This window comes from uncultured Fibrobacter sp., from assembly GCF_937877005.1.
Classification (GTDB): domain Bacteria; phylum Fibrobacterota; class Fibrobacteria; order Fibrobacterales; family Fibrobacteraceae; genus Fibrobacter.
In genome coordinates this window covers 1-12441 of record NZ_CALEFV010000179.1, presented here as the reverse complement: position 1 = coordinate 12441, position 12441 = coordinate 1, and the positions used below count along the sequence as shown (strand labels likewise).

11 protein-coding genes are annotated in these 12441 nt (G+C 53.3%); 3 read left to right on the top strand and 8 right to left on the bottom strand.

Annotated elements, in window-relative coordinates:
• On the top strand, positions 1–1134 hold a 1134-nt coding region (gene glgB, locus Q0628_RS08435; RefSeq protein ID WP_298770049.1), incomplete at its 5' end, for a 1,4-alpha-glucan branching enzyme.
• A gap of 151 nt (positions 1135–1285) precedes the next feature.
• Here glgB and Q0628_RS08430 read toward each other — a convergent pair.
• The 6 genes from Q0628_RS08430 to Q0628_RS08405 form a co-directional block, all read right to left on the bottom strand.
• Positions 1286–4474 (bottom strand): carbohydrate binding domain-containing protein, encoded by a 3189-nt coding sequence (locus Q0628_RS08430; protein ID WP_298770046.1) that lies wholly within the window; start codon positions 4472–4474, stop codon positions 1286–1288.
• Positions 4475–4580: 106 nt separating this feature from the next.
• Positions 4581–5315 (bottom strand): thioredoxin domain-containing protein, encoded by a 735-nt coding sequence (locus Q0628_RS08425; RefSeq protein ID WP_298770044.1) that lies wholly within the window; start codon positions 5313–5315, stop codon positions 4581–4583.
• Between the two features lie 232 nt (positions 5316–5547).
• Positions 5548–7113, bottom strand: coding sequence for a peptide chain release factor 3 (locus Q0628_RS08420; protein ID WP_298770042.1), 1566 nt, complete (start codon positions 7111–7113; stop codon positions 5548–5550).
• Between the two features lie 44 nt (positions 7114–7157).
• Positions 7158–7619: a 23S rRNA (pseudouridine(1915)-N(3))-methyltransferase RlmH gene (locus Q0628_RS08415; protein ID WP_298770039.1), complete on the bottom strand. Its 462-nt coding sequence runs from the start codon at positions 7617–7619 to the stop codon at positions 7158–7160.
• A gap of 82 nt (positions 7620–7701) precedes the next feature.
• Positions 7702–8430, bottom strand: coding sequence for a metallophosphoesterase family protein (locus tag Q0628_RS08410; protein ID WP_298770037.1), 729 nt, complete (start codon positions 8428–8430; stop codon positions 7702–7704).
• 57 nt (positions 8431–8487) lie between these two features.
• Entirely contained in the window at positions 8488–9432 is a 945-nt protein-coding gene (locus Q0628_RS08405) for a hypothetical protein (RefSeq protein WP_298770035.1), read from the bottom strand.
• A 134-nt stretch (positions 9433–9566) separates the two neighbouring features.
• Between Q0628_RS08405 and Q0628_RS08400 the strand changes: the two genes are divergently transcribed.
• Together Q0628_RS08400 and rpiA are read left to right on the top strand one after the other, a co-directional pair.
• Positions 9567–10196, top strand: a complete 630-nt coding sequence (locus Q0628_RS08400; protein ID WP_088657593.1) for a peptidylprolyl isomerase — start codon at positions 9567–9569, stop codon at positions 10194–10196.
• Entirely contained in the window at positions 10196–10885 is a 690-nt protein-coding gene (gene rpiA / locus Q0628_RS08395; protein ID WP_249268924.1) for a ribose-5-phosphate isomerase RpiA, read from the top strand. Before Q0628_RS08400 ends, rpiA begins: the two co-directional genes overlap by 1 nt.
• Before the next feature lie 152 nt (positions 10886–11037).
• On the opposite strand, the gene Q0628_RS08390 is transcribed toward rpiA, so the two are convergent.
• Positions 11038–11673: a hypothetical protein gene (locus tag Q0628_RS08390; RefSeq protein WP_298770032.1), complete on the bottom strand. Its 636-nt coding sequence runs from the start codon at positions 11671–11673 to the stop codon at positions 11038–11040.
• 244 nt (positions 11674–11917) lie between these two features.
• The gene (locus tag Q0628_RS08385) at positions 11918–12142 is read right to left on the bottom strand and encodes a hypothetical protein (RefSeq protein WP_298770030.1); all 225 of its coding nucleotides are present in this window, start codon (positions 12140–12142) and stop codon (positions 11918–11920) included.
• Positions 12143–12441 lie beyond the last annotated feature (299 nt).

Sequence of the window (12441 nt, the reverse complement as noted above, 5' to 3'; positions counted from 1 at the left end):
GGACGTTTCGACGGCACCGCCTGTTACGAACATGCCGACCCGCGCCAGGGCGAACACCCGCACTGGGGCACCTATATCTTTAACCTGGGACGCAACGAAGTCAAGAACTTCCTTATCGCAAACGCCATGTACTGGCTCAAGGAATTCCACTGCGACGGCCTGCGTGTGGACGCCGTGGCATCGATGCTTTACCTCGACTACGGTAAGGGCCCCGGCCAGTGGGTGCCGAACAAGGACGGCGGCAACATCAACTACGATACGCTCGAATTCCTGAAGCATCTGAACAGCATCATGGGCCGCCTCACGCCGCATGCGATTTTGATTGCAGAAGAATCCACCAGTTTCCCCTCTATCACGCGCCCACCTGAACAGGGCGGCCTCGGCTTCCACTACAAGTGGAACATGGGCTGGATGAATGACTTCCTCAGCTACATTCAGCACGAACCGATTCACCGCAAGTACCACCACAACCAGCTGACCTTCAGCATGGTGTATGCCTACAGCGAAAACTTCATCCAGGTTTTCAGCCACGACGAAGTGGTGCACGGCAAGGGTTCCATGCTTGGCAAGATGCCGGGCGACAACTGGCAGAAGTTTGCAAACCTCCGCCTCACCTACGCCTTCCAGTATGCGCACCCGGGCAAGAAGCTCAACTTCATGGGCAACGATTTCGGCCAGTTCCGCGAATGGAACGAAAAACGATCGCTCGACTGGCACCTGATCAGCTGGGATAGCCATGGCAAGCTCCTGCAGATGATGAAGGTGCTGAACCACCTGTACAAGGAAAACGCCCCGTTCTGGGAAATCGACCATTACTACACCGGCTTTGAATGGATCTGGTGCGACGACGCCGACAATTCCATTGTTTCGTTTGTCCGTAAAGACGATCACGGCAACCAGATACTCTGCGTGTTCAACTTCACGCCGGTGGTCCGCAACGACTACCGCCTAGGTGCTCCGACCCGCGGCAAGTGGAAGGAAATTTTCAACACCGACTCCGACATGTTCGGAGGCAGTAACGTCGGTAACTTCGGCGAAGTCTGGACGCAGGACATTCCGTGGCAGAACCGCGAATGCAGTCTGAACATCAAGCTTCCGCCGCTTGCAGCAGTCTACTTCCGCCTGGAACGATAACACAAGAAAATATTTAGAGAACGCCGCGGGCAAATGCCTGCGGCTTTTCGTTTATTCAGCCGGCTATTAGCCGGATATAAAAGAACGCCCCGGCAGAGCCGAGGCGTTTCTTTAAAGGCGGATTCCGGCGGTTAAGCCGGAATGATATTCCTTATTCCACCGTGATGAGCGTGATGGTGCGCTTGCCAACCTTGATCGGCTTAGACACGTCAACACCCTTCTTGGCCTTCTTGGACGGGTCGTTTGCCCAGCCTTCCTTGAGCTTTTCAGAGCTCTTGTCAAGCGTCTGGACAGTGGCCTTGCCCTTGAAGCCCGGAATGTTCAGCTTGAGTTCGTAGTCGCTGTACGGGCTCTTGTTGATCACGAGGAGGCTCTTCTTCTTGCCGTTTTCGGTGTAGTAGGTCGTGATGAGCGATTCCTTATCACCGGAGATTTCGGTCTTGAGGAGCTTGCCGCGGAGTGCGTCGGAAGCCATCTGGAATGCCCAGTAGCTCGGACGCGGGCAGTTCATGCATTCTTCTGCAGAACGGGTCAGGTAACCGTAGTCACCGCCTTCCGGAGTGATGTCGTTGTGGATATCCCAGTACTGTGCGTTGTCCACGTTTTCGGTGGCAAGCATAGCGAGGTAGTCAGCAACGAACAGACCGTTTTCGAGAGCGATGGTCTGCGGACCCGGGTTGAAGTCCACGGAGTTCCATTCGGTGAGCCAGAGTTCAATCTTCTTGTCCTTCTTGAAGTGGCTGGTCCACTTGTCCACCACCTTGTGGAGACGGCTGTAGATAGGAACGAGGTCCTGCGGAGCAGAGAGCATGGCGAAGTCGTTTTCTTCACCGAAGTGCTGCGGGTAATGGTGAACAATGAGACCGTCGGCAATGTCGCCGGTTTCCTTGAGCACGTTGTCGTTCCACTGGCCATCGAGCACGCCGAGGACTGCCACCTTAATGGTCGGGTCAACCTTCTTCATGGCTTCAATGAACTTGCGAGCGCGCTTACCATAAATGGTACCGCCGTCCTTACCATACTTTTCATAGTACGGGTGCCAGTTACCATAGACTTCGTTACCAATTTCCCAGTAAACGATGCCGGCCTTCTTGTCAATGTTGGTGTGCTTCACCCAAGCGGCGGCTTCCTGTTCGGTGCCGGAACCGAAGTTCACGGTGAACATGGCATTGGAACCGGTCTTCTTCAACCAGGCGAGGAATTCGTCGGTATCGACCATCCAGTCGTGGTTGTCGAGGATTTCCTTCCAGTGGTCGTCATCGGCACGGAGACCACCCGGATAACGGATGATGCCGTGGTTGATGCGCTTGGCGTATTCAGCAGTCTGGACCTTGAACTTCGGATTGTCGAGCATGTCGCCATCCCAGAGGGCAGCGTTGATACCAAAGAGGCCGCCAGAGATGTTCGGGTTGATGACATCGCCGGTTCCCTTGACTTCAACCTTCACGAGAGCCGGACGGTCAGCAGCCTTGACTTCCTTCTGGTTGGTGAGCTTGATGTTGTCGATTTCGAAAGAACCGTTAGAGCCTTCTCCACCCGGTTTGAAGTCGAGAGAGACAACGCCCTTGAGGTCGAACACGCCATTTTCCTTGGCGGTAGGCGGCTGGTAGTACGGGAACTTGGAGAAGGTGCGGAACGGCACGATCACCGTGGTACGACCACGCGGTACACCCGTGTTGGAAACGAAGAGTTCGTTGCCAGCGTCACCGATCTGAACCGTGATGGACTGCCATGCGCGTTCAGAGTAGACATCGAACATGATGCCCCAGTGGTTGGTCCAGTCGCGGAGCTTGGCATCGTGAGCGGCCGTATTCTTGGTGAAGTCAAGCACAAAGTCCACCCAGTCGGACATTTCGAAGTGCTTGATGTAAAGGCTGTTGCCGTCGAGCTTGGATGTCTTGTACGGCATTTCGATTTCGGCCTTGGACTTCGGACCGAAAGACGGTTCCCACTTGTCCTTGGCGAACTTGCCTTCGAAGTCAGAAATCACGACATCCGGAGCCTTGGACTTCCAGTTATCCCACTTGATATCCGGGTCAACCCAGTCGATATTTTCGGTGAAGGTAATCTGGTCCACAAAGATGGTCACAGGAGCCGGCTTGCCCGGTTCGCCCTGGTTTTCACCCTTGCCCACAGAGAAACGGATTTCCTGAATCTTGTTCCACTGCACGTCCTTGGCAACTTCGGCCTGCTTGTTAGCGTCCCAAGCCTTACCCTTGTCGCCGAACTTCTTCAGAGGAATCTTCACGAGCTTCCAGTCGGTGCCGACCTTGGAGCCTTCAATCCAGTCGTTCAGGCTAATCTTGGTCTGGCTCTTGATGTCGTTGCCCTGGTTGTCCAGGATACCGACATACACCTTTTCGCCACCGAGCTTACCCTTGATCCAGAAGTAGAGACCGCCCTTGTTGCGAACCTTGGAAAGGTCAATGTACTTGCCTTCGCCAAGAGAGTAGGTCACGCCGGACCAGTCGTTGTTATCGATGTAGAGGGCGAGCACGTTCTTGTTGCCAGCCGTCTTGGAATCAGCTTCGCGCTGGGCGGAAAGACCACCATAGCTGTAGCTGAAGCCCTTGAGACCATCGGAGTAGAACACGCCGTTGGCGACAGGCTTAGCCTTGCCGTCGAGCTTTTCGGGGTTCTTCGGTCCGTTGATGACATCGTTGTTTTCATCCCAGTAGACGATCTTCTTCTTCGGGGCAGCCTTCTTGTTGCCCTTCACGATTTCGATGTTGTCCACCCAGATTTCGAAATCAGATGCGCCGCTCTTGTCGATAGAGAAGCGAATTTCAGCAATCTTGTCCCAGTCGATACGGGCCGGGAATTCAGACTTGCGGGTGTTGTCCCAGTAGAGACCACGGTCCGGGAAGTCCACGAGAGGAATGGAAACTTTCTTCCAGTCCGTCGTCACGGCACCGCCCTGGATGTACTTGTTCATCGGAAGAACGACCTGGGTCTTCTTGCCGTCAGAAACTTCTTCGTCCAAAAGGCCAATCTTGACAGCTTCGCCGCCCTTCTTGCCCTTGATCATGAACTCGAGCTTGGAGTCGAGCATGAACTTGTTCAGGTCGAAGGTTTCGTTGTACAAGCAAACAGAAGCGCCCGAGTATTCGCTCGGGTCGAGCTTGATGTTCAAGGCAGCCTTAGACTTGTAGCCGCCATCCTTAGTAATGGTGATACCCTTGCTCTTGCCGCCGTATGCATAGTCGAAGCCCCCCGGACGATACTGTTCGTCGAAGAACTTGTAAGGAACTACGCGCGGAGCTTTCGGCTGAGCCATTGTAGCCGTCACGCCGAAGCCGAGGAGAGCGACGGTAGCGGCAGTCAATGTACGCTTCATCATATTATCGTATCCTTATGGTTGTGTTTTTTGTTTGACTTTGAAATTAAAATTTTTGAGCTAGAAAAGGATGTACGCGAAGCGAAGTCGCGTACACAGAGCGAACCAATTACTTGGCTTCCTTCAGGAGCTTTTCGACGAGGTCCGGGCTGAAACGGTCCTGACGCTTGCCGTTGATATAGAAGTTCGGGGTTCCCTGAACGCCAACCTTGACACCCAACTGGAAGTCCTTGTCAATGCGGGCTTCCATGGCGGAATCGAGCACCATGTCCTTCTTGAACTGTTCAATGTTCAAGCCGACCTGCTTAGCAACTTCGACATAGATGGAATCGCCGAGTTCGCGGCTATGCGGAGCGAGGGCATAACGGTATTCCCAGAACTTGCCCTGCTTCTGGGCAGCAATAGAAGAAGCGGCTGCAGCCTTGGCATTGGAATGGAAGCTGAGCGGGAAGTGCTTGTACACGAACTTGATCTTGTCCGGATACTTTTCGTTGAGTTCCTTCATGACAGGCGCAATGCGAGAGCAGTACGGGCACTGGAATTCAGTAAATTCAACAATAGTGAGCTTCGGGTTCTTGGTGTTGCCAAAGACCGGGCTGTCTTCATCGGGAATGTCCCAGACCTTGTTGTCCGCTTCCATTTCGGCGCGAGCCTGTTCCAGGGAGATGCCACGCTTGTCAAGGGCATACTTGAGGACCTCGAATTCTTCCTTGACCTGCTTGAAATCCTTTTCGAGATTGTCAAGCCTGGCCTGCTGGTTGAACGAACCGCCAGCGGAAGCCTGATTGCAGGCAACGAGACCAGCGAAACATACTGCGATAGCAACAATGGGGAGACGTTTCATGTTTTTCCTTTTTGATGTTAAAAAATCTGGGCAAGCGCAATACTTACCTGTGTAAGGGAAATATACTAATTAGACGAAAGACGAAAGACGAGAGACGAAAGAAATTAAGTGGGAAGGGATGTGGAGCGTGAAATGTAGAACTAGAGTTAATTTTAATTTACTTTCAGACAGAAAAGCCCGCTCTAAGCGGGCATAAGTAAACAGGAAGAAAAGACGAAAATCGCGAAGCGAACTACCCCTGAGAGGTGGCTGCGAAAGTCAGCTTTTCGTAATTCTTGATAGCAAGGTTCAAGCGGTATTCGTTGGGGAACAGGCAAACGAGGTTCCGTTCCTTGTCCATCATGCAGTCCATCGCGTATTCTTCGGCGAACTTGGCCACGTCGGCTTCGGGGCCCGACACCCAGCGGATTCCGTGAGCGGGCACGCGGTCCAGCGACACATCGGCGCCGTATTCGCTCTGCAGGCGGAACTTGAGCACGTCAAACTGCAACTCGCCCACCACGCCAATCACAGGAATAGCGGACTTGAGCGGTTCGTACAGCTGGGTTGCACCTTCTTCGCTCAATTCGGCAAGGCCCTTCGCCATCTGCTTAGACTTAAGCGGATTCAAGAGCGTTACGCGAGCGAAGTGTTCCGGAGCAAAGTCAGGAATGCCGGTGAAGTTGATCTTTTCGCCGTCGGTCAGCGTATCGCCTATGCGGAAGAGTCCCGGGTCGTTGATACCCACGATGTCGCCCGCCCAGGCGTGGTCGATGACTTCCTTGTCCTTCGCGAGGAAGGCGGTCGGAGCGGCGAGGCGAATTTCGCGGCCCGTGCGCACGTGGAAAACCTTTTCGCCGCGGGTAAAGCTGCCCGAGCAAATGCGCAGGAATGCAGTGCGGTCACGGTGCTTGGGGTCCATGTTCGCCTGAATCTTGAACACAAACGCGCTAAAGTCGTTTTCGTCGGGGCTCACCGGGCGCTTGTCGGTTTCGCGCACCATCGGAGGCGGCGCAAGCTTTGCAAAAGCGTTCAACAGCTGACGCACGCCAAAGTTGTTCACCGCAGAACCGAAGAACACGGGGCACATTTCGCCCTTCAGGAACTTTTCGTGGTCGAACGGGTCCATGGCACCGGTCACCATCTCGTATTCTTCCTTGAACTGGGCGACCCAGTTTTCGCCACACATTTCTACGAGGCGCGGATCGTCCGGGCCTTCCATCTGGATGATTTCCTGATGGCCTTCTTCCTTATTGAAGGTGTGGAAGGTGTTTTCGGCGATGGAATACACGCCCTTGAAGAGCTTACCCACGCCAATGGGGAGCGTAAAGGGGGCAACCTTGATTTTCAAGATGCTTTCGATTTCGTCGAGCAGATCGAGCACGTGGCGGCCATCCAAGTCCATCTTGTTGATGAACGTGATGATGGGCGTATGGCGCATGCGGCACACATCCATGAGCTTGATGGTCTGCTTTTCCACACCGTTCACGCTATCGATAAGCACGAGGGCGGCATCCACGGCGGTGAGGGCGCGGTAGGTGTCTTCGCAGAAGTCCTGGTGCCCCGGGGTATCGACCAGGTTGAACATGCAACCTTCGAACGGGAAATTCAGCACGGAACTCGAAACCGAAATACCACGCTGCTGTTCAATCTTCATCCAGTCACTCACCGTGTAGCTGCGGTTCGCCTTGGCGCGCACGTGACCCGCTTCGCGAATGACGTTTCCGTACCAGAGGAACTTTTCGGTGATGGTGGTCTTACCCGCGTCAGGGTGGCTGACAATAGCGAAAGTGCGGCGTTTTTCGATTTCTGCGTTCATGATATATCCGTTTTTTACGGCGGCAAATATAGAAAAATGTGAACTTACCTATGGTGATACGGATGGTTCTGCATCACCATCTGCACGCGGTAAAGCTGTTCGGCCATAATTACCCGGGCGTGATCGTGGGTAAAGGTCAACGGCGAAAGCGAAAGGAGCAAGTCGGCGGTCTTTTTCAGATTCTCGTCGATACCGTACGCCGACCCGATCAAGAATACGATGTTTCCCGGAAAACGGTCGCGCAAAGTATCCGAAAGTTTCACCGTATCCATCAACTTGCCCTCTTCGGACAAAATAACGCGTTTGTATTCGGACTTCGGAAATTTCTTGTCAAAAAGGGCCGCTTCCTGCGCCAACGCCTGCACGCGGTCGTCTATCTTGGACTCCTTGAGCTCCACGACTTCGAGCGGGAACACTCCCCCACGCAAACGCTTCACGTACTTGTCGACCTCGTCGGCAATGAACGGCGAACCCGCCTTACCAAAAACAGCGAGAACCCATTTCATAACGAAAAGTGTGTAGTGCGAGATGTGTAGTGTGTAATGACAACGTCTGCATCAATCATTTCACATTCCACATTACACATTATTATCTGCCCACACTCAGGCGGTCGATGAGGAAGCTCGGCATACCGGCTTTTTTCATCCGTTCCTGCGTCTCAAACACATCGTAGTCCACGCGAATCAGGCGCACGCACTTGGTCTCGGTATCCAACAGGCACCAGCAAGAACGCGGGTCGCGGTCACGAGGCTGGCCCACGCTGCCCACATTCACCAGCAGGCGTTCCGTGTCCTCGATCCTGTATTCGTATTCGTCCAGAATCTTGGGAATTGCGTTCGGGCGGCTCGCCACAATCACCGGACTGTGCGTATGGCCCACAAAACAGTAGCGACCCTTGAAATGTTCAAAGGCGTCGAGGGCGTCTTCGAGTTCGGTCACGTACACCCAGTCCGCGGGCGAAAGCGGAGAGGCGTGCACAAAGCAAATATCGTTTTCTTCGCAAATGTACGGGAGCGTCCTCAAGAACGAGACGGATTCGTCAGACAAATGATTCTGCGTCCATTCGATGGCCTGCTTGGCATACGGGTTGAACCCGGCACTGGATTCATGCTTGATCGCCACACTGTCGTGGTTGCCGATAATGCAAATGTCCATATTTTCGCGAGCAAGACGAACGCATTCGTCCGGATCGGCACCGTAACCCACCAAATCACCAAGACAAACTTTCCTATCGACGTTGTTGTCTTTCATAGAAGCAATAACCGCTTCAAAGGCAACCGCATTCGAATGGATGTCAGAACAAATTCCGTAAAGCATGGCTGTAATGTAGTAAAAATGAGCTCAATTATTTCAGAGACATTCTAGGAATGCACATTATTCCCCATAGAGCAGTCGTGCCGCTTCGGGTGCCATTTTTGAATCAGAATGGCCAACTCCGGCGACATAGGCCTTTTTCCATTTGAATGTCGTGTTACGATCGGCGGCATCTTTCCGACAGAATTCGAAGAAATTTCCGCCTCGCTCCAATCGGGTAAGGCCCTGCGCATCGGCCTTTTTAGACTGGTTCAAAGATTCCGTACGCAGCGTGTCCGCCTCGCCTAATAGGATCGTCAGATTTTTTCCGTAATAGGAATCAACATCAATCCCGATGAGAGCGGCACTTTCACCCATTCCGTAAGGGTAGTCAATGTCTTCGGTTGGGTATGTGTACCAGCCAGCATTTGCAGATATGGCTCGATCCACATCAGGAGTTTTGTTAAAAAGCAAGTATCTATGGACGAACTGGGCTCCGGCTGAGTGTCCGTAAATGTTGTACTTTTTAGCTTGGGATTCGCTGTGTTCCAGGAAGTAATGGAAGACTTCGCTGATGATGGGGTACGTCATTGAATCTGGAGACACGAAGGCACCCGATTCGTCCACTACGTTTCCCTGCTGGTAGGCTTGCTCGGAAAATTCTTCTAGGCTGAATTGCGGAGCTAAAACAACGAAACCATATTTGTCTGCGAGCTCTATCCAATCATCCCGGTACTTGTCTCCGTTACGGTCCATGCCGTGCATGACGAACTGTACAGGCATCTTTTTAATGTCCCCAGAAGGAATGTAGTAGTAAATATCAACGGTCTTGCCGGCAAAGGCTCCCTTACATGCGTAAGGTTCCATTCCGGTTTGTTCCGAAAATAGCAGATTGTCCTTGTTTGAGGAATTGCCTGAAGAGTTGGCATCACTTTCGTCGTCAGAAACGGTATCGCTACAGGCGGAAAATGCGAATAGCGCGATAACGACTGTGCAGATAAGGCCTAAACAGGAATTTTTTTTCATATATTATACCTCTTTATCCAATATATATACTTTTTTGAAGATATCCTAATTTTTATTTAATTGGCCCAGATTTCACAATTTCTATTTCCAAATTGATAAAACCATAGGGCAACATTTTCTATCTTTGGGCGCGTATGGAAATGATTCAAGACAAGCTGAAGGTCAGCATTGCCTATTCCTTGAAGGAACGCACCGGAAAGATTCTCGAAGAAGTGCCCGCGAGCTACCCGTTCGTGTACATTCACGGGGCAAACAACATTATTCCGGGGCTTGAAGACGCGCTGGAAGGCCGTCACTTGAATGAAAGTTTTAGTGTGGATATTCCGTTTGAACAGGGCTACGGCCCCTACCGTCCCGACTTGGTGATGGAGGTCCCGAAGGACGAACTCCGCGAGGTGGGCGAAATTTGGCTCGGAATGGAGCTCGAGATGTACATGGACGAGGACGTGCGCGAATTCCAGCTGCCGGAGACGGCGGACGAGTTCGTGGACGGGCTGAATCTGGACGACGACGAGGAATCCGACGGAATCTACACGATCAAGGAAATCAAGAAGGACACGGTGGTCGTGGACGGGAACCACCCCTTTGCGGGCAAGGACCTGACTTTCGACGTGACGGTGGTCGCTATCGAGCAGCCGAGTTTTACCGAGCTCGAAAGCGGCTACCCCGACCGCGAAGAGGATTTTGACCATTTTGACGACGGCTTCGACGGGGCCGACGGCGAAGATTTTGACGACAACAACCACAACAGGAGATGGCGCTAATGGCATCGATGGACGAACTCAAGAAGGCTGCAGGCGTTCGCGCGGCAGATATGATCAAGGACGGCATGACCGTGGGTCTTGGAACGGGTAGCACCGCCGCCCACATGGTGAACCGCCTTGCCGAGCGCATCAAGACCGAAGGCTTGCATGTTGTGGGCGTGAGCACGAGCTGGAGCACCACGCTGCAGTGCAGAAGCCTGGGCATTCCGCTCAAGGAAATGGGCGAAGTGAGCCACCTTGACATGGTGATTGACGGTGCCGACGAAATCGACGACCAACGCAATTTGATCAAGGGCCGCGGGGCTGCCCACCTGCTCGAAAAGATTGTGGCCTCGATGACGGACAACTACGTGATTATCGCGGACAGCGGCAAGAAGGTGAACAAGCTCGGCGAAAAGTTCGCGGTACCGCTGGAAATCATTCCGGGCGCAATCGCCGTGGTGACCGAACGCGTGAAAAAGCTCGGAGGCGACTTGAAGGTACGCATGGGCGCTCCGGGCAAGGACGGTCCGGTGATTAGCGACTCGGGCAACCTGATTGCAGACGCCAAGTTCGGCATTATCGAAGACGCCGACAAGCTCGCCCGCGACCTGGAACACATCGTGGGAATCGTGGGTCACGGGCTGTTCGTGGGCATGGCGACCAAGGTGATTCTCGCCGACGCCGAAAAGGGCCTCGTGGAATTCTAGGTGAAATTAAGCATTCCCGCCAAAGCAGGAAATTTTATACAAATTAGAAAATCCTCGGTAAGAACCGGGGATTTTTTGTTCGCTTTGAAAAAAAAACGAAAACCTCCGGTCGGTGACCGGAGGCTTTCAATTTCGCGCTAGCGCGTGCTCAATTAGTCTTCGTCGGCGAGTTCCGGAGCCTTCTTGATCACGTTGCGGCGGCCGTAGCGGACCTTGGACGGATCGAAGGTGGTTTCGACGGCTTCGACTGCGGGTTCAGCGGCAGGTGCTGCAGGAGCAGCAACCGGGGCTTCGACGGCAGGAGCGGCCGGAGTTTCAACCGGAATACGCGGAGCGAGCGGGCGGCGTGCTTCGGGAGCGGCGGCCGGGGCGGCTTCGACGGCGGGAGCTGCAGCTGCGGGAGCCTGGGCTTCGGCAGCTACGTTCTGAGCTTCAACGTTCTGTTCGCGGCGGCCTTCGCGGCGGTCGCGACGATCGCGGCGGTTGCCACGGTCACGTTGTTCATTACGGTCGCGAGCGGGCTGCTGCTGTTTGTCGGCAGCGCGGTTGTCGCGATTTTCCTTAGCAGGCTTGTTACCATTGTTCGGGCGATTTTCCTTGCGTTCACCGCGCTGAGCCATTTCCTGTGCGCTGATCGGGCGACGGGAAGCCGGCTTCAAGTTCATGTCCGGGGTGAGCTTCTTGAAAATCGGGGTACGAAGCATGGTAAGGAGTTTGTTAACCTTCGTGAGGATAACGATGCACAGAATCACTGCAACGAGTGAGAGTGCGAGTGCGATGTATTCCATTCGGGGCACCTCATAAGTAAGGGTTGACCGCAGGTGCAGGCTGGAAATAAACCCGCAGGCGGTGTGGCTGGTTCGTGTTTGTGTGTGCTTAAAGCCATCTTACTAGCGCCTCCTGAGAGGCTTGACGGCGATAAGGTTTCGGGCAAATTGGGCCAGCGAAACTATAAAGGGGCCTCTGCCGTAGCAGAAGGCCATTGTGAGCCACGGGCGCAAATATATAAAAAAGTCACTCTACCGCTGGCGGTTAGAGGTGCATATCGAGCTTTTCGAGCGATTTTTTGACCGAATCACCATAGGCGGTCAGGGAATCAAGGTGTTTCTGAAGAGAATCCACCTTGTTCAAAAGGATCGCATTTTCCTGTGCAAGGCGCTGCATTTCTGCCTGAGCAGCTTCGTCGGCACAGGACGAAAGGGAAAACAAGGCCAACAGGGCAAATAGAGTTGCGGATAAAGTAACGAATTTCTGCATATGGGTAAATATAGAAAACTGGGTCGCGTTTAATCGACAGGTCAAAAAATATCATCTTTCCATTTGACAATTATTTTTATATATTTGATATAATCAGTAAGCGCCGACATGCTTTGGTTTGCTTCGAATAACGCTATTCGCGTTATTCTCACCCTTCGGGCTTTTCGAACGCTTTGCGTTCTCAAAGGCTTAAACGCTCCCCTTGGTCGCGTTTAATCGACAGGTCGAAACCAGAGCACCCCCGGTGCTTAGCACCGGGGGTGCTCTGGTTTCGACAGGGTTACCGAAGTGTTAGTTGC

Excerpts from the sequence above, each read along its gene's own strand:
- Q0628_RS08430 (WP_298770046.1), bottom strand. The coding sequence starts at position 4,474 with ATGATGAAGCGTACATTGACTGCCGCTACCGTCGCTCTCCTCGGCTTC.
- Q0628_RS08415 (WP_298770039.1), bottom strand. The coding sequence starts at position 7,619 with ATGAAATGGGTTCTCGCTGTTTTTGGTAAGGCGGGTTCGCCGTTCATT.
- Q0628_RS08420 (WP_298770042.1), bottom strand. The coding sequence starts at position 7,113 with ATGAACGCAGAAATCGAAAAACGCCGCACTTTCGCTATTGTCAGCCAC.
- Q0628_RS08405 (WP_298770035.1), bottom strand. The coding sequence starts at position 9,432 with ATGAAAAAAAATTCCTGTTTAGGCCTTATCTGCACAGTCGTTATCGCG.
- rpiA (WP_249268924.1), top strand. The coding sequence starts at position 10,196 with ATGGCATCGATGGACGAACTCAAGAAGGCTGCAGGCGTTCGCGCGGCA.
- Q0628_RS08425 (WP_298770044.1), bottom strand. The coding sequence starts at position 5,315 with ATGAAACGTCTCCCCATTGTTGCTATCGCAGTATGTTTCGCTGGTCTC.
- Q0628_RS08400 (WP_088657593.1), top strand. The coding sequence starts at position 9,567 with ATGGAAATGATTCAAGACAAGCTGAAGGTCAGCATTGCCTATTCCTTG.
- Q0628_RS08410 (WP_298770037.1), bottom strand. The coding sequence starts at position 8,430 with ATGCTTTACGGAATTTGTTCTGACATCCATTCGAATGCGGTTGCCTTT.
- Q0628_RS08390 (WP_298770032.1), bottom strand. The coding sequence starts at position 11,673 with ATGGAATACATCGCACTCGCACTCTCACTCGTTGCAGTGATTCTGTGC.
- Q0628_RS08385 (WP_298770030.1), bottom strand. The coding sequence starts at position 12,142 with ATGCAGAAATTCGTTACTTTATCCGCAACTCTATTTGCCCTGTTGGCC.